Below are 19,431 nucleotides of genomic sequence, written 5' to 3' on the forward strand. Positions count from 1 at the left end.
CGTTTGGAAAAAGTAAAAGGGGTTAAATTATGTTTAACTAAAAGGATATTTATAAATAACCTGGTGATTACTCATCATTAACTATATTGTAAAATGAGGTTGGTTGATTCCATAAAAATCACATTAGCTACTGTTCAAAATAGAAATAAAGAGTATAGTTAATGAGCGCTTATCGTTCTTTTATCTACCAAAGCGCTTCATTTAAGACAAGGAGCAGTTATGATGAATTCAAATATTTTCCTAGTAAACCTACCCGATAAAGTCTCTAAAAGTTTGCTACCCGTATTACAGGGAGAAAATTTAGGACATGTCGAATCATTCATAGCTGATGACCTCACCCAACCTCTAAAAGTCGATATAACAAACACTGATTATCTCATTCTTTATATTGAAAAGATTGATGAAGAGAGTTTTAGCAGACTTAAATTAAAACAAAATATACCCACTTTATTGATCACCCGTTTTCTTAATTTTGAAATGGAAAGAACCGCTAAAGAACATTTTATTGATATGGTGGTCAATGAAAATGATAGCGAATTAAGCTCTCTGATTTACGGTTTTATTAGACAGCACGATATTTATCGTTTTCAACACGCACTGGTTGTGGATGACTCAAGAGTTGATAGCCGTATTGTTGCCAATATTTTGAGTAGTGAGTTTATTCATAACGACACTGAGCTTAATAGCGAGCAAGTAATAGAGCGTTTAAGATTAACACCCACAATTAATATTCTGATTCTTGATTATGAAATGCCCTCTAAAAATGGCTGTGAATTAATGCAAGAAATAAAGGAAACTTTTGTGGATCGATCTTTTATTTTTATTGGTTTAACCGGTAATAGAAATGGTGCGATTAAATTTTTAGCCAATGGTGCTGATAATGTTTTTATTAAGCCTATCGATAATGAACTCTTTATCTTAACGCTTAGAAGATTGATCTTTAATGTGCATAAAATGAATAAAGATCAATGTACTCTCAACGACTATAAAAAAATCATTAATAATATGACTAAGGAAATTTCTGATCCTATTTACGTGTTAACAACGGTGAACGATTGTTTATTAGAGGGAAAAGTCAGTAAGGCACAATACCAAAATTTTAAAGAACTTAGCCAGTTATCCAAAGAAAAATTAACCCGTACTTTTGACAGTTTTTTAAATTATTTTGCCATTTCTAACTATATGCAAAGCTCTGCTTTAAAATCGTCTTCGTTGCAATCAATGATAGCAACACAACTATACCTCGAATCAAGCAGAGATAAATTACGTAATATTATCGTCAAAAAATCGTTTGATGATGATATTAAAAACTTATGTGTTCCAGAGAAGATTGGTCAAGTTATCAATCAATTGACTCATGATGCAGTGATGCGGTCACAAAACGGTGGTGAGCTTAAAATTCGACTTTACACAAAAAATGAGGATATTTTTTTTGAAGTAGAAGACGCCTCACCTTTAGATAAAGCCAATCCGCTGTCATCTGCAGGAATAGAAAAGTCTCCTGAATATATATTCCAAACCCCTATTTTAAATCAATTACTTTGCCAAAAAATTATCAATGAATACGATGGTTCTATAGGGGTTCATCATGAAAATAGTGGCGACGTACATTTTTTTAAAATTCCCAAAAAGACATTTTATTTAGGAGAAATGTATCACTAGCTTATGGCTTTATTCGTTAATCTTCTGGCTAGTGATTCATTAATTTCTTCAAATGCGACCACATAATAGCCGTCCATTAGCGCGCTTTTCAATTCGGTATAAACTTTAAATCGCTTAACGCCATGGCGCTTGGTCTGAATATTCACGGTCACCGTAACAAAGCTATCTTTTTCGGCATCTATTGATTCCATACTCAGTTCCCATAAGCTTTCAACGACCTTCTGATAATGGGAATCTGGATAGGCTTTTTGCCACCAATGATTTTTATCCGGTATATCGGCTAAATCCCAACCAATAATGTTAGTAAAGCTTTGGTTCAAATAAACAATAGTATGATTTAGCGCTTCTTCATTAAGCTCAACAACCATAATAGGCAGTGGTAACATATCAAAAGATGTTGTTGGAATTGGCTTAAACAAAGTAGTACCTCTAACCTAAAAGATTATAAAATTAATGAACAGGAAAATGCCACAGCTCTAAAACGCCATCACTATTACTGGCATTAATAAACTTGATGGTTTCGCTATCCCCATCATTCATTGCGACACTTAATACCGATGCTCGGCCATTTTCCATTGCTGACTGCCACTGAGCGAGTAATGCGCCATCAGCCACTCGCCATAATTGTAATACTTGTCTGGGTGAGCCAGTTAAAAATAGTTGTTTGTCAGCAGAAAAAACAGAGTCATTCACTTCCATAAATTTTAAATAAGTATCTAATTCTGCAATGAGCTGGCCTGTTGCTAGGTTCCAAAATTTGCGTTCTTTAACCGCGTCAATACTAAAACCAACCAAACCATCGCTACTGATATCAACATGATTAACTCGACTGCCATGACTAAATTCAAACAGGGTTTTACCCGTTGAAGTATTCCATAACTGGGCCGCTTTATCACTTGAGCCGGTAAAAGCAATTTGACCGTTTTCAGACAGACTCACCGCGTTTATATCTAAACGATGTTTTTGAAAAGTAGTAACCTTATTCGCTTTGGTATCAATAATACTGGCTTTACCGCTACGAAATCCTAATAACAGTAACTGGCCATTTTTAGACACTGACATATCATTAATGATATTATCTGCAACTTGCCACTCACCGACTATTTCAAGATTATCAATTGTATATTGCTTTACAGACACACGATTAGAAAGATATAAGAACTGATTGTTATTACTGATATAAGCGATTTCAATATGTTGTGCATGATTAGCGGGAAGGCATTTAGGCAATATTGATTGCTGATTTTTCTGCCAAATACAGACGCCATTACCATTAACAACCGCCGTTAACTTACCATCATCGGAAAGGGCTGTGGTTGCTATCGCTGATTTACTGTAACTGCTTTTGCTAACCGCTGCAGAATTATAGACGTCTTGTTGACTACAGGCTGATGCAAATAAAGAAAGCATCAGTAATATCAATATTTTCATTGTCTAATCATTTTATTTCATCTGTATGTACAACTACTATCGCACATCTTTAAGAAAAAGCGGATAATTTTTGTTCGCTGGCGATCAAGGGTATATGGCAACATTAGCAATCATTAAAATATGGCCATTAATGATTAGCAGAGCACAGACTCACTGTAATTTCGACAAGCAAAGTTATATTAGTAACCCGTCATCAATCGCAAAATAATCATCCGCCGCGTTAATTAATGAGTTAGCGGTTAAAGCGGACACACCATAAACATGCGTGGTTACTCCATAACGCTCTTTAACTTTGCGAAGTAGTAAATCAAAGTCACCATCGCCAGATAATAATATAACGGTATCAACATCGCCGGCACTTTCCATGACATCAATGGTAATACCGACGTCCCAGTCACCTTTGGCAGAGCCATCTCGACGTTGAATAAACGGCTTAAGCTTTACCTCAAAGCCAATATGTTTTAACGCTTTTTGAAATTTATGTTGGGCATCATCACTGCGTTGAATGGCATAGGCATTGGCGATAACAATATCGCCTTGCTCACTAATTTGTTGCCAAAACTTTCGGTAGTTAAACTGCCTTTGAAAGCTATCACGGGTGGTATAGTAAATATTTTGTACATCTACAAATATAGCTATTTTGTTCAGTTGGCTTGTCATTTATTACTCGATGATAAAGGAAGGATGTTGGTGATGGCCACCATTACCAAAAACCATAGGCAACATGCTACAATAAAGCTACTATTAAAAACATGTCTAAAAGTATAATAATTCAGAGAAAACTCGATGTCAGCCATACGTTCATTATTCTATTTCTTATTACGTTTCCCGATAAAATTGCTTGTTCGCAGTAAGATTGTTCCTGACAACTATTTAGAGTCAGAAGAAGTAAAACTTGAACAGCCACAGTTTTATGTTATCCGTCATCAATCTGCCAGTGATCTACTTGCCCTACGAAAAGCCTGTAAAACCTTAAAATTACCCGATCCACTAAGCCTGGTAACCGTTAATGGGCAAAGTTTTTCACGTTTATTGTGCTTAGAAAAACCTACACCGCTGTTTCGTTGGCGAAAAGCAGGTCATACCGAAGCGATCACCCAAGGCTTCGAATTATTAAAGCAGCACAGCATCGACGAAAAATTAGATGCTCATCTCATACCTGCTCATGTTATTTGGGGCAGAACACCAACCAAAGAACATAATAATGCCAATATTGGTACTGTTTTAGCGGATCAAGAATCACCTTCGTGGTTACGAAAATTTTTCATTGTATTATTTTTAGGGCGTAATTCTATTGTCCGATTTAGTGAAGCGATTTCTTTTCGTTTTATGGCAGACAAGCATGGTACAACGCAAGCAAGTGCACAAAAGTTAATGCGTATTGCTCGTTTTCACTTTTACCGCCAAACGATTGCAGTAACGGGCCCAAGGTTAATGCACCGTCAACAAATGTTTGCGACACTGCTTGCTAATCCATCGATAAAACGCTTAATCAGCGACGAAGCCAAAAGCAAAGCAATTAGTGAAGAGCAAGTGAAAAAACAAGCCCTCGCCATCATGGATGAAATTGCCGGTGATTACCGTGACTCTATGGTTCGTTTAGGCGCGCGTATTTTAACTTGGCTGTGGAGTCGCTTATACAGCGGTATAAACATCAATAATGCAAAAGTGCTGCGCGATCTCGCTCAAGAAGGCCATGAAATTATTTATGTGCCTTGTCACCGAAGCCACATGGATTATTTACTACTTACCTATGTCATTTTCCAAGAAGGCTTAGTGACTCCTAGAATAGCCGCCGGTATTAATTTAAATTTTTGGCCAGCAGGCCCTATTTTCCGCAAAGCCGGGGCGTTTTTTATTCGTCGTAGCTTTAAAGGCAACCGCTTATATTCCACCATCTTTCGCGAGTATTTAGGCTTATTATTTGAACGTGGCTACTCGGTAAAATATTATTCTGAAGGCGGTCGCAGTAGAACTGGCCGTTTACTACCCCCTAAAACGGGTATGCTTGCCATGACGATACAAAGCCTGCTTCGTGGCATTGATCGTCCATTAACCTTAGTGCCAGTTTATTTAGGTTACGAGCATGTCATGGAAGTCGGCACCTATCATAAAGAATTAAGTGGTAGCCAGAAGAAAAATGAATCTATCTTTGGTGTGATTAAAGCGATTAAAAATTTACGAAATTATGGAAAAGGTTACGTGAATTTTGGTGAACCTATCAATATTAACCAGTTCTTAAATAAACAGGTTCCTAACTGGAAAGACGATATCGACCCTATTGATCCACAAAAGCCAACATGGTTAACACCAAGTGTTAATATTCTGGCTGATCAAGTAATGACACATATCAATCAAAGCGCCGCCATAAACGGTACCGCTTTAGTCGCACTTATTTTGCATGCTTGTAATAATAAAGCACTCGCTAAAACAGAATTAATTAGCCAGCTTGATTTATTTTTAAACTTACAGCGCAATGCGCCTTATAGTCAGCAATTGACCATCCCCTGTGAAGATGGCCAGCAACTACTTGAAGAGGTTATCTCTCTTAATAAAGTCACGGTTAATCAAGACAGTTATGGCGACATTATTTCATTATCTGAAACCGCCATTTTAGAAATGCGTTATTACCGTAATAATATTTTACATAGCTATATATTACCTGCGCTCATTTGCCGAGTATTGGAACGCCATAGCAAAATAGATATCAACACTTTATTAGAGCAAGTGCAACGGATCATCAGTTTAGTAAAAATTGATTTGTTTTTATGGCAAAGCGAAAATGATGTCGTGGAACAAACAGAGCAAATAGTAAAATTTTTAATGGCCGAAGGTCTTATTCGAAAAAGTAATAGTGGCTTTTTAAGCGTAGTGAATGACGTTGAACTGACCACTAATATTCGTTTAATCGGCGAATGCATTAATGAAACCATGCAACGTCTTACCATTATCTGTTCATTAACACATCGTTTATCACCTATTAGTAAAAATGACCTTGAAGACAAAGTTGTTGCTATTGCTAAGCGCTTATCGGTATTAAATGACATTAATGCTCCTGAGTTTATTGATAAAAAAGCCCAGGGAATTTTAATTAAAGCCATGATTGAGCAAGGCTATATTAATAAAGATGAAAACGACCAACTCGTTGATAGCAGTACTTTAGGTTTGTTAAAGTCGTCGGTTACTCAACTGATAGATATTGAAGTTTTACAGAGTATTATTCGTTAACCCTTGCACAAATAAAGCGGGCTACATCGTCATCCTGAACGATTATCAGGATGACGCACCACAAGCATAATGTTGGAACTCATGATTATACGGAGCCGTAGTAACTAGAGGTACTCTATTGATATGCCAATAAAAATCACTAAACCTACAAAATGATTATTCAAAAAAGCTTGAAAACATTTATCACGCTCTCTATCGACAATTAAAATTTGTTGATAACAAAAAAATCCGGACGCAACAACAAGACTCAGTTGATAAGGCCAACCAAAAGCGAGCATTTCACCCACGCTCATTAACAAAGCTAGTGTAGCCAGTTGAAGAAATAGAATAATACGTTTGTCATAGCGACCAAATAGAATGGCAGTTGATTTTATACCAATTTTTAAATCGTCATCGCGGTCAACCATCGCATACATAGTATCGTAAGCTACCGTCCATAATAAGTTAGCGCTAAAGAGTAGCCAAGCAACTGTGGGGATTTCACCCATACCTTCGGCAAACGCCATAATCATCCCCCAACTAAACGCTGCACCTAATACCACTTGGGGTAACTGGGTATAGCGTTTCATAAAAGGGTAACTTGCTGCCAGTAACACCGCAACCACTGACAATTGAATGGTGAACCAACTTAAGGTTAAAACTAAGCCGAGCGCAATGCCAATCAACAAACCAAATAACGATAATGCATCGTTTGGTGTTAAAATACCGGTAACTAATGGCCTATGCTGGGTTCGCTTTACTTGTCCGTCTACTTTACGATCTGCCCAGTCATTAATAACACAACCTGCGCTGCGCATAACAAAAACACCTAAGGTAAATACAGTTAGCCAATGTAAGGGTGGAAAACCATCGCCCGCTATCCATAACGCCCAATATGTTGGCCATAATAGCAAGTAGGTACCGATCGGCTTGTCGGCGCGAGTAATTGTTACAATGCCTTGCCACTTATCTGCAATAGAATTTGTCATATATTATCCTGAAGATTTTTTATTTTTTTTCTATATCTCATAATTGATTAGTTTGATAAGCAAAGGCATTTGGTAAAAATATTTCAGCAACTAATAAAGGTTTATCATGCAGCATAAACGTTGAACGCCGTCCCCAGAGCTCAGTTTTAACCGGTAATTTAAGATGTCGGGCTAGTGCTGATACGGTAGTGGTTGGAGAAAAAGACGAGATTTCAATGCATTTACGGGTTAACTTTTTTTTGCTAAACAGCACCTGTCCTAACGATTGGTTACCTAAGTGTGCTAACTGCTGCTCTTCACCGGTTAAGCTTTTTAAAGGCAGTAAGCTGCGGGCAAAGACTTGTGGCACATTGTCACAATATAATATCACCTCACGCACTAACACTTGTTCTCCTACATTAATGTCTGCCGTTGCTTCTTCTCTTGTGCAAGGCTGAATTTTTTGCCCTAAGACTTCAACACGAAAATGTTGGCAACATTGGCTTAAACGAGCAGTTAACGAGCTTGGGTCGAGTAACCAACTTAATAGCGTTTCACTAAGCGATACTCCTAAAGGAGACTGCCATGTTGTATCGATAGTAATGGGAAATAATGGATGCGACTGGGTCATAACAACTAATTAATAACTATTTTATTAAACAATAACCTGCATATCATATCAGTATTGTTTAATTTATGCCGCTGGTAATTTGGTACTCGCAGCCGACCCAATTCAAGTAGTGATTTCTAAGGAAGCCGAGCTAGCATCAATAAGCCACACGGAATAAATTAGCCTATCAAATGGGTTATACTTGAGGGGTTTTTAGCGCTTAGCGTTATAAAAATAAATAAAGCGAACAAATTTGCTAATAAAAGCTAATGATTCATTGTAATATAGTCGATAGTCTTTTCGATTCTCCAGTTAAATAGAGCGGCAAAATGAAAAACACCTTATTAATATTAGCGACATTATTGTCGTTCTCTTTTCCTTTATCTTCAGTGAAAGCGGCAGACTATGCTTACTTTGGTTTTGAACCCGCTATTATCACTAACTATGTAGCGGTAAAAAAGAAACTTGGCTATGTTCGTCTCACCGTTGAATTGATGATTGAAGATTCGGCAAATTATGAAGCGGTTGAGCATCATGCACCGTTATTACGCGATGCTATTATTGCTATTATTGGTCAGCAACCTGAAGCAAAAGTAAAATCGATTAATGGTCGCCACGAAATCCAGCGTTTATGTGAAGAAAAAGTGAAGAGTCTTTTGACACAAGAAACAGGTCAACCGCTAATTAAAAAATTGTTATTTACACAGTGGTTAGACAACTAACAGTAAATTAAAAGATACCCGTAGGTTGGTAAAACTCAACCTACGGTTTTTTAATAAAGAACTAATGCCTTTTCATCAATAACACGTTGACTGCCGCTAACAAACAACCGCTGACTAAGCCTAACCCGAATAAGCACGCAGTATTTGCCATCATATTAACCGGCAAAACATTAGCCTAGACCAGAACCTAGCCCTGTTAATACAGAACTAATGCTTTTTCATCAATAACGCGTTGACTGCCGCTAACAAACAGCCGCTGACTAAGCCTAATCTGAATAAGCGCGCAGTATTTTCCATCATATTAACCGGCAAACGTTAGCCTAGACCAGAACCTAGCCCTGTTAATACAGAACCAATGCTTTTTCATCAATAACACGTTGACTGCCGCTAACAAACAACCGCTGAATAAGCGCGCAGTATTTGCCATCATATTAACCGGCAAAACATTAGCCTAGACCAGAACCTAGCCCTTTTGATACAGAACTAATGCCTTTTCATCAACAAAACGTTGACTGCTGCTAACAAACAGCCACTGACTAGTCCTAATAAGTGCGCAGTATTTGCCATATTAACCGGTAAAACATCAGCGTAGCCCAGTAAAAGCCAAAACAGTAAAAAGCCAATAATGGGCTTAGAGATCATTAAACCTTTTTCAGGTGCTAGCCAGCCATACCACCAAACATAACCCACTAAGCCATAAACCACACCAGACAGGCCGCCAAAGTTAGGACCTGAAACCATAAACTGCCCGAGATTAGAGACCAGTGCGGTGATCAAAAATAAATTAATTAACGCCCCCTTCCCTAAAGTCCGTTCAACACTGCCACCTAATTGCCACCACCACATAGTATTAAAGACAATATGTAACCATGAAAAATGAAACAGTGCGGGCCCTAAAAGACGTAATGGAGAATCAAAAAAGGCCTCGATCGTTAACTTAGGATAGAAATGTAATAATTCAAAAGTCGGTCGAGCGAAACCCAACAAGCTCGCGATAAAAACTAACCAGCACAAAGCAAAAACAGTTAAGGTTACCACACCGGCATGAGCTAAAAATTGCTGTTTAAAGCTTGTTATTAATGACGGAGAGTTATCTTGAACTTGTGAAACTTGTCCGCTTTGCCATGCAGCTTGTTGATATTTTTCTTGGTAAGGATCGGCAATAAATTCAGCAAAAATTTCTTTTGCTTGGTCTATTTTATGGCTTGCACAATAAATAACATAGTCGCTGTCATCCTTTTGAACTTTAGCATCGATATCTAAACTGGTTAAATAATTCGCAAACAACAAGGCAATGTTATGTTGTTTAACTTGTACTAACGGACTTAGCTCATCCGCTGAATTATATTCCGACATTATGCTCAACTATTTAGTGTTCTATATCTTGTGGAAAACGTAATTGCCAATCAGTAAAGCCGCCATCGAGTGAATAAACATCACTGAAGTCTTGGCTAATAAGAAACTGTGCCGCTTGTTGGCTAGAAATACCGTGATAACAGCAAACAACAACGGGGGCATCTAAGTCGGCTTCACGAATGAAGTCGGCAAAGTTTTCATTGCTCAAATGAATAGCACCAGGAATATGATTTGCTTGAAAAGAAGCCGCGTCACGAATATCAACAATGACATGAGTTTTATCAGTTAAACTCTCGTGTAAGGTGGCCAGTTGCATATGTTTGAAATTGGTTTGTTCAGTCATTTTTTATTTCCCTAAAAATTTACGCCGTTAATGTAGCATAATTTTACATCTAGACGTTACCATTCAAAACTCAGCAAAATACATATTGATTGCGAATAGTGATAAGACAACAAATATATTCTTTGTTGTTTACCATTTAAAGCATGTGCACTTATCGGTAACATAGACAATTAATAGCTTTATCGCTAATAACAATTTAACACAGGAAAACCCATGGGCTTTAAAATAGCAAATAATTCAATTCTCCGTTCAGATGATTACGTAGAGTTAGTGCGTGGAAAAACCTATCCCTTTGAAAGAAAAGGTCATCAGCATCTTGCTGACAATGTTCCTCTATGGTTAACAGGTACTGATTGGACTGCTCGAGCAGAAATAAGCGTTGTAAGTCAGTCTATTGAAAATAATAATATTAAAGGGATATTTCGTGTTGACTACCTTTACCAAAAAGATGAGCAACAAATACTCACAAATATTTTTATTCGCATGTATGCAGGACTCGATGATCCGGCTATCTATTTACTCTCATCAAATGCTGAATATCAACAAGCACTAAGTGCAGGTAAGCTAACGCGTGATTCGTTAACCAGCGAAGGCTTTATTCATGCGACACCAAAAAGTCAATTAAACCGTCTTGCCAATAAATATTATAAAGACAAAGAGCAGCCACTTATTTTGATTGTTGATAAAGAGTTAGTTATACCAGAAATAAAGTGGGAACCTGCAAGTGGTGGCTTATACCCACATATATATGGCCCCTTAAACATCAATGCGGTTACTCGGGTTGAAAAAATATCACTGAATGAGGATGGAAATTTTTACCTCTAAAGATAGCCGCTTACTCGCATTATCAATTGGCTAGATAACCAAAAAACAATAAAGCCAAAACACCGAGATGTTTTGGCTTTAATTCTTTTTTAAGCGTTAAAGTGGTTAACTAATCTTAGCGCTTAAAGAACTTTCGCGATAGATTTTGCTAAGTAATCAACATTACTATTCGCAATACCCGCAATACTCATACGGCTTGAACCGACCATATAAATACTATATTCATCTTGTAACTGTTGCACTTGCTCAGGGGTTATACCTAAGAATGAAAACATTCCCATTTGACGGGTAATAAAGCTGAAATCACGAGTGACACCGTTTTCGACTAACTTATCAACCAAGAGTTGACGGTTACCATTAATACGGTCTCGCATTTCTTTTAATTCTACATGCCACTGGGTACGTAGTTCATCAGAACTTAAGATTGTTTCAACCAATGCGGCACCATGCGCTGGTGGCATAGAATAAATAACACGGATCACATAAAGTAATACGGACTGTGCAACATCAACTGCGGCAGATGTTTCGCCAATAATAGTACAAGCGCCAATACGTTCGCGGTATAAACCAAAGTTTTTCGAACATGAACTACAAACAATCATTTCTTTCGCGTGTTCAGCCATTAAACGCAAACCATAGGCATCTTCGTCTAAACCAACACCAAAACCTTGGTATGCCATATCGATAAGGGGTAAAAAACCAATGTCTTTAGCCACTTCAACAACTTGTTGCCACTGCTCATTGTTTAAATCCATACCACTGGGATTATGACAACACGCATGTAACAACACAGCATCATCGCTGCTGACTTCTTTTAATGCCGCTAACATGCCATCAAAATCAAGCGTTTTGTTTTCGTGGTCGTAATACGGATAGGTTTTAACGGTTAAACCAGCGGCTTCAAACAAACCGGTATGATTTGCCCATGTTGGGTTACTCACCCAAATAGTGGCGCCCGCTTTGCAAGACTTAATAAATTCAGCCGCAACACGTAATGCCCCAGTTCCACCGGGAGTAGAAACCGTACGAGCTCTATTTTCGAGCAGCACTTTATGGTGACCGAAAATTAATTTGCTCATCTCTTCATTGAATACAGGTGAGCCGGTAGGACCAATGTAAACTTTGGTATCTTCGTGATCGTTACGATATTTTTCCGCTGCTTTCACACAGTCTAAAATCGCTGTATGACCTGCTTCATTTTTATAAACGCCCACACCCAAATCAATTTTATGTGGGTTTGAATCTTCACGATATTTAGCCAACAAGCCTAAAATAGGATCGGCTGGCAAAGCCTTTAAGCTACCAAACATGTCTCCGGTTACCTTATTCAATGACGGGATGTTCTTAATTGGGCGATTTCGCTCAACAAGAGAGATAAATCCCTGTGTTTAGAGCGCAAGCATAGCCCCAATAAGGTTAAATTTAAAGCGTTTAAACTAAAAAATTGCAGGAATTAATAGCACAAAAGGGACTAAGGAATAACAAGGATAACCTTGTTATCTGTAATGACAAGTTTCGCAACAAATTATATCCAACGTTTGTTGCGAAATAGTCGCTGATAAAATCTTAGAAATTATTAGTAACGGCGGCGATAAAGCCAATAATACCACCGAATACACCTCCCCAAACAACCAACCAACCTAAGTGTTTGCGGATCATCGCTTGGATAATTTCCTTGACCAGTTGTGGTGTTAGTTCATTTAACCTTTGATCAATAATTTCACTGACTTTATCACGCATATCCGCCATAACACTCGGCTGCTCTAACTCATCCTTGAGGATATTGTTAAATTCTTCACTTTGTGAAATTTTCCCAACGGTGACTTTCATTTTTTCAATAAACGGTTCTCGTAACGGCTGTAATGCTTCACTGCCTCCGACCATCGCTAACATGCCACCAAACGATGACTTTTCAATAACATCAACTAAGTCATCAAAAGCAGGATTCAAGTCTAATTTTTCAATGACGGGCGTTAAGTCTAAAGACACTAACCCCCCTGAACCACCCGATAAAAATCGGTCAATATTTTCTTCAGTGAAAAACTGTTCCATCATCAGCTCTTTTATTGCTTTTTTAAAATCTTCAAAGCGCGCAGGAATAACACCAGAGCCATATAAAAAGGGGACTTTTTCAAAAAGCATATGTATCGCAATCCAATTAGTAAATGCTCCCGACAAGGCGAATAAGCCTATGGTAAAGAGTAAAGACTGCTCGAAAAAATAACCCGCTAACGTAGCAAGCAAGGCGATAATATTAGTCATAAAGCTTTTATTCACTGAGTACCTCAAAATTAGTGTTGGTTTCTATCGTGTTATATTAACAATTACAGGGTTTTGCGCCAACTTTTTTACTGTATAGTCACGGGTAAACAATAAAGATTAAGGAAACGTCATGAAAATCAAACTTATTTTAGTCATGAGTACATTACTGACTATTTTTAGCGCTGCGGCACAAACATCAAAAGTAGCTGATGAATGGCGAGCTTTAGATGTTGCGAGAACCGTATTATTGACACTACCACACGGAAAAGTTGTTATAGAACTGGCACCACAGTTTTCGCCTAAGCATGTCGAACAATTTATAAAACTGACCCAATCAGGTCATTATGATGGTAATAAGTTCTATCGAGTGATCGACGGTTTTGTTGCGCAAGGAGGTCCTGAAGATGGCAGTCGTCAAGATAAGTTAGTACCAACATTAATCATGGAAGGTGACTTTACTACCGATGAAAACTGGCAGTTCACTAAAATTCAAAACAATGATTTATTCGCTGAAAAAACAGGTTTTAAAGACGGATTTTCATTAGCTCATAACCCGAGTGAAAAAAAGCCTGGTTAACGCACTGCCCAGGTGTCATTGCAATGGCTAGGGGTAATGACGCCGACTCCGGCACCAGTCATTTTTATATTGTTAATGGTCAAGCCACTCGCTATTTAGATCGAATCATGACTATCTTTGGTCGTGTGGTTTATGGCATGAATCACGTACAAGCCATTACTAGAACATCAGTTATTGAAGGTGATAAGCCTGTTGCTGAAAAAGATTATACCATCATGACAAGCATGAGAATGATGAATGACGTGCCCAAGGAACAACAAATTTTATTAGCCGTAAAAGATACCGAGCACCCCGCTTTTAGTCAAATGATAGAAAAACAAAAAAAACGAGAAAATGCATTTTTCTACAAAAAACCACCACCCGTGTTAGATATTTGCCAAACGCCAGTGAAAAGCCAGATAATTAATTAAAACTTACTTAAAAGGGGGGGATCGCTTTGACCTTGAAAATGTTTTGCTATAAATTAACCCGTAATGTAATAAATAATCTTGGTGAGATATGGACATAGCTAGATTAAAAAAACTATTATCTCATCAACAAGATATCTTATCTAAAATTGCCTTAGGTCGGTCTTTAAATGATGTACTAAATGATATTTGTTTATCTATAGAAGAGCTTATCGATGACAAGTCAGCGAAGTGCTCAATATTATCGTTAAAAGACGAACAACTTTTTCACTGCGCTGCGCCAAATATTGATGATAAGTATTGTCAGGCTATTAATGGCGTACGCATTGGCCCAAAAGTAGGTTCTTGTGGGACTGCAGCATTTAGAAAGTCTCGAGTCATTGTTGAAGACATCGCAATATCCCCGTTATGGCAAGACTTTAAAGCACTCGCATTGAGCTTTGATCTTAAATCGTGTTGGTCAACCCCCATTATTTCAACAAAGTCCAAAACTCTTGGTTCTCTTGCCATTTACCATAGCTCTCCTAAATCTCCAACGGATAAAGATTTAGAGTTAATCGACTATTTCGTGCATTTTTCAAGCATCGCTTTAGAAAAAAACGTTGAATCACTTAACGCCAAGCAACTGATTGCTGATCTACAAAAAAGTAACCAAAAATTCCAAGCTTTTACTCAGGTTATGCCTGATTTAGCCTTAATATTGAGTGAAGATGGCGTATATACCGATATTTATGGCTCAGCTGATGAATTGTTATATGGTTCAATTAACAAACTTATTAACAAAAATGTAAATGACGCTTTACCTAAAGAAGATGCACAGCCAATCATGTCGGTCATTGAAAAGACCTTAGCCACTAATGAAGTGCAAATTTTTGAATATCAGCTTGACGTTCTAAAAGGTAATATGACTTTCGAGGGAAGAACAGCCCCCCTTGACCATTATCAGCCAAACTTTCCTAATAAAAGGCATATCGTCTGGATAGCTAGAGATATAACAGTGCGTAAAGAGGCAGAAAAGGCGATTGAGAAATTGGCTTTTTTTGATCCATTAACCAACCTTCCTAATAGACGAATGCTCAACGAAAGATTGACAATGTGCATTGAAAGAATAAAACGTTCTGGCAAAACTGGCGCTTTATTATTTTTGGATCTGGATAACTTTAAAAGAATTAATGACTCACTAGGACATAGCGCTGGAGATCAAATTTTAGTCGAATTATCAACAAGACTTAGCGCTGCTATAAGGGCATCAGATACTTTAGCCAGAGTGGGTGGCGATGAATTTATTCTTTTATTGGAATATGTTGGTGAAAGTAATGAGCAGGCCATTATAGAATCTGAAAAGATCGCTCAAAAATTACACAGCGTATTTGATGAAAAATTTGAGTTAGGTGAATTAGCATTTCAGGTCAGTTGCAGTATCGGTATTAGCCTAGTTAACAATGGTAACTTATTAGTAGATAACATCTTGAAGTTTGCAGATACCGCTATGTATCGCGCAAAAATGAAAAAAGGTAATAGTTATAACTTCTATGACCCCGAATTACAAACCTTACTAGAAAAGCAGGCTGAACTCGAAACTGATCTTGTTAGAGCAATCGCTAATGAAGAGTTTTGTGCCTATTTTCAGCCGCAAGTAAATACCTTGGGTAAAGTCATTGGAGCAGAGGCGCTTATTCGATGGAATCATCCCAGTAAAGGTCTGGTCGCACCCAATGATTTTATACCTATTGCTGAACAATATGGGCTTATTCAAAAATTACAAAACATTGTTTTACGTGATATTTGTATATTAATTACGCAACTGCGTACCGATAATATTATTGACGAGTTGTTCAGTGTTTCAATCAATATAAGTCATTGCCAATTTAACTCATCTACTTTAAAAACTGAGTTACTTAATGCCATAGCTGACTTCGATATACGACCATCACAGATTAAGTTAGAGATTACTGAGTCGATGTTGGCTGGAGATATTGATAATACCATTCAACAAATGCAAGAAATTAAAGCAAAAGGCTTTACCTTCTCCATAGATGACTTTGGTACTGGCTACTCTTGTTTAACACACTTAAGTGCTTTCCCGGTCAATGAACTTAAAATTGATAAAAGCTTTATCGATAAAATCTTAGATAATGGCACCGGCTTTAGTATCGTTAATACGATAATAACCTTAGCTAAAAGCCTTAACATAACCGTGGTTGCTGAGGGAGTAGAAGCGTTAGAGCAGCACGAGTTACTCAAAACGCTACATATTGATTCAATTCAAGGTTATCTAATTGCCAAGCCTATGACTAAAGGTGACTATCTAGCGTGGCATAAAATTAATATTGACCATCACCACTAGTTTATTAATACCAACCACTGATTTATATCTGTTGATTCTACTGAAATTAATGCCGCTAAAAATTCATTTTTTAAGCGGCATTTTTACAATAGAAGCGACAATCCTGGTATATAGGCTGCTAATGTAAACTATAAAAATTATCTGCCTTTAATAATGGACTACGTTTCAAAGGCTCGTTACCAGACCTTTTTAATAATAAAGTGGCGCTATCTTATTTTTATTTAATAATGATTAAACATTACCTTAGCCATTAAACCCTTGCCCTAAAGCGCTAAGCGCATTGGCTTTTTTTTAATGTTAACCGTCTCACGTTCAACCGTATTTGTTTGTTGAAGATTATTTTGAGAAGCATCACTGATGTTAATAATATTGCGGCTAATTTCCTGAGAAACCATACTTTGCTCTTCTGATGCTGTCGATATTTGTATGGCTAAATCAGAAATATCAGTGATCAATGAATATACCTTATCAACAACATCATGAGCTTCTGTTACTTTTTCCACACAACTGTCCGCAGACTCTTTGCCTTTTGTCATAGTTTGCACCCATGATAAAAGTGTATTTTGCATTTCTGATATTGGGCTTTGTATTTGCTCTGTTGCCGCATGGGTTCTGCTTGATAGCGCCCTAACTTCATCGGCCACCACGGAAAATCCTCGACCATGTTCTCCTGCGCGTGCGGCTTCGATTACCCATTAAGTGCTAATAAATTAGTTTGATCAGCAATGCCTTGTATTACATGCATTATGCTGCCAAATTTTCAACCTCACTGGCGAGCTCTGTTGCCAAAGACACTGAGTTTGCGACTTCTTCAGCCAATATATTGACTTTTTCCGTGGTGGTGTGCATGGCTTTTGTGGCAATTTCACAATCTGAATGGGCTTGATTAACTTTTTGTGAAGTAAATGTGGTGTTCTGGGCAACCTCATCGATTGTTGCAACCATTTCTTCAACAGCTGTCGCGACTTGGTGTAATTCAGCCGTTTCTTGTTCAACACCTTCTTTAGCTATTCTCGCCGCTTGCTCAAGCGTACTCACGCCTGCACTGAGTAAATCACTACTGTCGGTAATACGACCTAAAATTGTTTTAATTTTACCTTCAGCCATTTTCAAATGAAAATCGGCAATACCTTGAGGTTTACTTCCACAATAAATTAACCGTGAAAGACTGTCATAGTCTCTGCTGAGTTTTTTAAAATATTTAGGCGTATTGATAATTTCATTTTTATAAATTATAAAGGGTAGTAAAAGTAATAAAAACATCATGTATGGATAATAAAGAGCGCTGAACAATGTTGTTATACTTGCGCCAAAGTAGGCTGCATTTTTAATACTGGCATTTTCGTACCACTTATTTAAAGACTTGCCCGCTTGTAGTGCTTGATAAGATAATATGGCATTACTTTTAGTTTTCTCTTCTAAGCGTGTTCTTACTGATTGAAAACCAACTAGCTGACCTGACTAAAAATAGGGGTAATAAAAGCATCAACCCATTAATAACGGCCATCTTTGCAGCGATTCTTAACAACACCTCGCCAAGGTAAGCCCGATTCTAAATTAGTCCATAGATCTTTAAAGGCAGGCTTAGGCATGTCTGGATGCCTTACAATGCTATGATTTGTCCAACGAGTTCATCAAGGGAGTAGCCGGCAATTTTACAAAAGTCTGGGTTCGCGTAAGTAATGACACCCTTTTTATTGGTTGTTGAAATTAGTTCTACACCGTTTTCAAAATTAACTTCTTCATTAATAATCGATTGCTTTTGTCTTGTATAGATAAATCCTTTTGTATGAATTTGTTGTTTTTATATTTTAATTAATAAAATGATAAGATCAAAAATATCAACAAAATATACTGATTTTGAAGGGATATTACATAAAAAAATGGGAAGTTGAGACACCCTGGTATTTTAATAAAGGGAAATAGAGCAATCGATGTTTAAAGCACGATAAACCTTAGTACTCTTGTGTGCTGTTTATTTATACCAAATTTTTAAAATATCAAAAACACGCTCACCTTCGGGTGTCTGTACTACGACCTCGTCATCAACACACTTACCTATTAATGCCCTTGCCATTGGTGAATCAAGACTTATCTCCCCTTTTTTAACGTCCCATTCATCAGGCCCCACCACTCGATAGGTGAGTTCTTTGTCGTCTTCATTAATTAACGAGACCCAAGCACCAAAATAAACTTTACCTTCTTGCTTAGCATCATAATAGACAATCGTTAAGTCCTCGGTTCGCTTAACTAAAAACCTTACGCGTCGGTCAATTTCACGCAAACGCCTTTTACCATAGATGTATTCTGCATTTTCACTTCGATCGCCCTGCGCAGCAGCTTCTGAGACAGATTTAGTGATAAGAGGACGCTCTTCCTTCCATAAGTATTTTAGTTCCTTATCTAAGCGATCCCAGCCTGCGCGGGTAATATAGTTACTTCGTTTCATATTTTTTAAACACTCGTAAGCAGAATATTTATTGTGACAGGATTAAGCTGAACTGACCATACTCAGCAATAATAAAGATAACAGGTTTAATAAAACATCGTCGCTCTTTGCTATCCGTAGCACCTTGACATTGTCTACATTACATTACCCAAATCGATGTAGAGCTATGATTTATCTAGAATAAATGACGTGCAATAAGCACTAATGCAGCGAACGCATGAATGCCTAAGAGCTGTCATGACCGTTCATCCTGAGCATAAAAAAG

The 19,431-nt window shown here is 37.6% G+C and carries 20 protein-coding genes; 7 read left to right on the plus strand and 13 right to left on the minus strand.

Annotated features, from left to right (window positions below):
• Positions 1-219 precede the first annotated feature (219 nt).
• Complete coding sequence (locus tag H4J67_RS16950; RefSeq protein ID WP_182204426.1) at positions 220-1,662, plus strand: response regulator; 1,443 nt, start codon at positions 220-222, stop codon at positions 1,660-1,662.
• Here H4J67_RS16950 and H4J67_RS16955 read toward each other — a convergent pair.
• The 3 genes from H4J67_RS16955 to H4J67_RS16965 all read right to left on the minus strand — a co-directional run bounded on the left by H4J67_RS16955 (position 1,659) and on the right by H4J67_RS16965 (position 3,741).
• On the minus strand, positions 1,659-2,081 hold the full coding sequence (locus tag H4J67_RS16955; RefSeq protein ID WP_182204428.1) for a hypothetical protein: 423 nt from the start codon (positions 2,079-2,081) through the stop codon (positions 1,659-1,661). The genes H4J67_RS16950 and H4J67_RS16955 overlap by 4 nt on opposite strands.
• Before the next feature lie 31 nt (positions 2,082-2,112).
• Complete coding sequence (locus H4J67_RS16960) at positions 2,113-3,093, minus strand: WD40 repeat domain-containing protein (protein ID WP_182204429.1); 981 nt, start codon at positions 3,091-3,093, stop codon at positions 2,113-2,115.
• Positions 3,094-3,267: 174 nt separating this feature from the next.
• Positions 3,268-3,741 (minus strand): NYN domain-containing protein, encoded by a 474-nt coding sequence (locus H4J67_RS16965; protein ID WP_220463233.1) that lies wholly within the window; start codon positions 3,739-3,741, stop codon positions 3,268-3,270.
• Between the two features lie 138 nt (positions 3,742-3,879).
• On the opposite strand from H4J67_RS16965, the gene plsB reads away from it, so the two are divergent.
• Complete coding sequence (gene plsB / locus H4J67_RS16970; protein ID WP_182172417.1) at positions 3,880-6,321, plus strand: glycerol-3-phosphate 1-O-acyltransferase PlsB; 2,442 nt, start codon at positions 3,880-3,882, stop codon at positions 6,319-6,321.
• 104 nt (positions 6,322-6,425) lie between these two features.
• Here the strand turns inward: plsB and ubiA are convergent, their stop codons facing one another.
• Together ubiA and H4J67_RS16980 are read right to left on the minus strand one after the other, a co-directional pair.
• Positions 6,426-7,289: a 4-hydroxybenzoate octaprenyltransferase gene (ubiA, locus tag H4J67_RS16975; RefSeq protein WP_182204431.1), complete on the minus strand. Its 864-nt coding sequence runs from the start codon at positions 7,287-7,289 to the stop codon at positions 6,426-6,428.
• Positions 7,290-7,326: 37 nt separating this feature from the next.
• Complete coding sequence (locus H4J67_RS16980) at positions 7,327-7,899, minus strand: chorismate lyase (RefSeq protein WP_182204433.1); 573 nt, start codon at positions 7,897-7,899, stop codon at positions 7,327-7,329.
• A 308-nt stretch (positions 7,900-8,207) separates the two neighbouring features.
• On the opposite strand from H4J67_RS16980, the gene H4J67_RS16985 reads away from it, so the two are divergent.
• On the plus strand, positions 8,208-8,600 hold the full coding sequence (locus tag H4J67_RS16985; protein WP_182172409.1) for a flagellar basal body-associated protein FliL: 393 nt from the start codon (positions 8,208-8,210) through the stop codon (positions 8,598-8,600).
• A 483-nt stretch (positions 8,601-9,083) separates the two neighbouring features.
• Here H4J67_RS16985 and glpG read toward each other — a convergent pair whose 3' ends face one another.
• Positions 9,084-9,956, minus strand: coding sequence for a rhomboid family intramembrane serine protease GlpG (glpG, locus tag H4J67_RS16990; protein WP_182172406.1), 873 nt, complete (start codon positions 9,954-9,956; stop codon positions 9,084-9,086).
• Between the two features lie 13 nt (positions 9,957-9,969).
• Positions 9,970-10,299, minus strand: coding sequence for a thiosulfate sulfurtransferase GlpE (gene glpE / locus H4J67_RS16995; protein WP_083277969.1), 330 nt, complete (start codon positions 10,297-10,299; stop codon positions 9,970-9,972).
• Positions 10,300-10,512: 213 nt separating this feature from the next.
• Here glpE and H4J67_RS17000 point away from each other — a divergent pair, with 213 nt between their 5' ends.
• Positions 10,513-11,124 (plus strand): DUF952 domain-containing protein, encoded by a 612-nt coding sequence (locus tag H4J67_RS17000; RefSeq protein ID WP_182204435.1) that lies wholly within the window; start codon positions 10,513-10,515, stop codon positions 11,122-11,124.
• A 122-nt stretch (positions 11,125-11,246) separates the two neighbouring features.
• On the opposite strand, the gene H4J67_RS17005 is transcribed toward H4J67_RS17000, so the two are convergent.
• Together H4J67_RS17005 and H4J67_RS17010 are read right to left on the minus strand one after the other, a co-directional pair.
• A complete protein-coding gene (locus tag H4J67_RS17005) occupies positions 11,247-12,434 on the minus strand; it encodes an amino acid aminotransferase (protein WP_182172491.1) in 1,188 nt (395 codons plus the stop codon).
• Positions 12,435-12,690: 256 nt separating this feature from the next.
• Complete coding sequence (locus H4J67_RS17010; RefSeq protein ID WP_182172402.1) at positions 12,691-13,401, minus strand: DUF445 family protein; 711 nt, start codon at positions 13,399-13,401, stop codon at positions 12,691-12,693.
• Between the two features lie 115 nt (positions 13,402-13,516).
• Here H4J67_RS17010 and H4J67_RS20835 point away from each other — a divergent pair, with 115 nt between their 5' ends.
• The 3 genes from H4J67_RS20835 (at position 13,517) to H4J67_RS17020 (ending at position 16,717) form a co-directional block, all read left to right on the plus strand.
• Positions 13,517-13,963: a peptidylprolyl isomerase gene (locus H4J67_RS20835; RefSeq protein WP_259368654.1), complete on the plus strand. Its 447-nt coding sequence runs from the start codon at positions 13,517-13,519 to the stop codon at positions 13,961-13,963.
• 23 nt (positions 13,964-13,986) lie between these two features.
• On the plus strand, positions 13,987-14,373 hold the full coding sequence (locus tag H4J67_RS20840; protein WP_259368655.1) for a peptidylprolyl isomerase: 387 nt from the start codon (positions 13,987-13,989) through the stop codon (positions 14,371-14,373).
• Positions 14,374-14,461: 88 nt separating this feature from the next.
• A complete protein-coding gene (locus H4J67_RS17020) occupies positions 14,462-16,717 on the plus strand; it encodes an EAL domain-containing protein (protein WP_182172398.1) in 2,256 nt (751 codons plus the stop codon).
• 263 nt (positions 16,718-16,980) lie between these two features.
• On the opposite strand, the gene H4J67_RS21085 is transcribed toward H4J67_RS17020, so the two are convergent.
• From H4J67_RS21085 to greB, 4 genes are all read right to left on the minus strand, one after another.
• Positions 16,981-17,364, minus strand: coding sequence for a methyl-accepting chemotaxis protein (locus H4J67_RS21085; RefSeq protein ID WP_310650634.1), 384 nt, complete (start codon positions 17,362-17,364; stop codon positions 16,981-16,983).
• 97 nt (positions 17,365-17,461) lie between these two features.
• Entirely contained in the window at positions 17,462-17,983 is a 522-nt protein-coding gene (locus tag H4J67_RS21090) for a methyl-accepting chemotaxis protein (protein ID WP_310740637.1), read from the minus strand.
• Positions 17,984-18,320: 337 nt separating this feature from the next.
• Complete coding sequence (locus H4J67_RS21095; RefSeq protein WP_310740639.1) at positions 18,321-18,512, minus strand: PAS domain S-box protein; 192 nt, start codon at positions 18,510-18,512, stop codon at positions 18,321-18,323.
• A gap of 180 nt (positions 18,513-18,692) precedes the next feature.
• A complete protein-coding gene (gene greB / locus H4J67_RS17030) occupies positions 18,693-19,166 on the minus strand; it encodes a transcription elongation factor GreB (RefSeq protein WP_182172396.1) in 474 nt (157 codons plus the stop codon).
• Positions 19,167-19,431: the final 265 nt, after the last annotated feature.

It is taken from the genome of Colwellia sp. BRX10-4 (assembly GCF_014077465.1).
In the GTDB taxonomy this organism is placed as follows: domain Bacteria; phylum Pseudomonadota; class Gammaproteobacteria; order Enterobacterales; family Alteromonadaceae; genus Colwellia_A.

Coding starts and splice junctions, on each gene's coding strand:
- greB (WP_182172396.1), bottom strand. CDS start 19,166: ATGAAACGAAGTAACTATATTACCCGCGCAGGCTGGGATCGCTTAGAT.
- H4J67_RS17000 (WP_182204435.1), top strand. CDS start 10,513: ATGGGCTTTAAAATAGCAAATAATTCAATTCTCCGTTCAGATGATTAC.
- H4J67_RS16985 (WP_182172409.1), top strand. CDS start 8,208: ATGAAAAACACCTTATTAATATTAGCGACATTATTGTCGTTCTCTTTT.
- plsB (WP_182172417.1), top strand. CDS start 3,880: ATGTCAGCCATACGTTCATTATTCTATTTCTTATTACGTTTCCCGATA.
- glpG (WP_182172406.1), bottom strand. CDS start 9,956: ATGTCGGAATATAATTCAGCGGATGAGCTAAGTCCGTTAGTACAAGTT.
- H4J67_RS16960 (WP_182204429.1), bottom strand. CDS start 3,093: ATGAAAATATTGATATTACTGATGCTTTCTTTATTTGCATCAGCCTGT.
- H4J67_RS20835 (WP_259368654.1), top strand. CDS start 13,517: ATGAAAATCAAACTTATTTTAGTCATGAGTACATTACTGACTATTTTT.
- glpE (WP_083277969.1), bottom strand. CDS start 10,299: ATGACTGAACAAACCAATTTCAAACATATGCAACTGGCCACCTTACAC.
- H4J67_RS16980 (WP_182204433.1), bottom strand. CDS start 7,899: ATGACCCAGTCGCATCCATTATTTCCCATTACTATCGATACAACATGG.
- H4J67_RS17020 (WP_182172398.1), top strand. CDS start 14,462: ATGGACATAGCTAGATTAAAAAAACTATTATCTCATCAACAAGATATC.
- ubiA (WP_182204431.1), bottom strand. CDS start 7,289: ATGACAAATTCTATTGCAGATAAGTGGCAAGGCATTGTAACAATTACT.
- H4J67_RS16950 (WP_182204426.1), top strand. CDS start 220: ATGATGAATTCAAATATTTTCCTAGTAAACCTACCCGATAAAGTCTCT.
- H4J67_RS21090 (WP_310740637.1), bottom strand. CDS start 17,983: ATGATGTTTTTATTACTTTTACTACCCTTTATAATTTATAAAAATGAA.
- H4J67_RS17005 (WP_182172491.1), bottom strand. CDS start 12,434: ATGTTTGGTAGCTTAAAGGCTTTGCCAGCCGATCCTATTTTAGGCTTG.
- H4J67_RS20840 (WP_259368655.1), top strand. CDS start 13,987: ATGGCTAGGGGTAATGACGCCGACTCCGGCACCAGTCATTTTTATATT.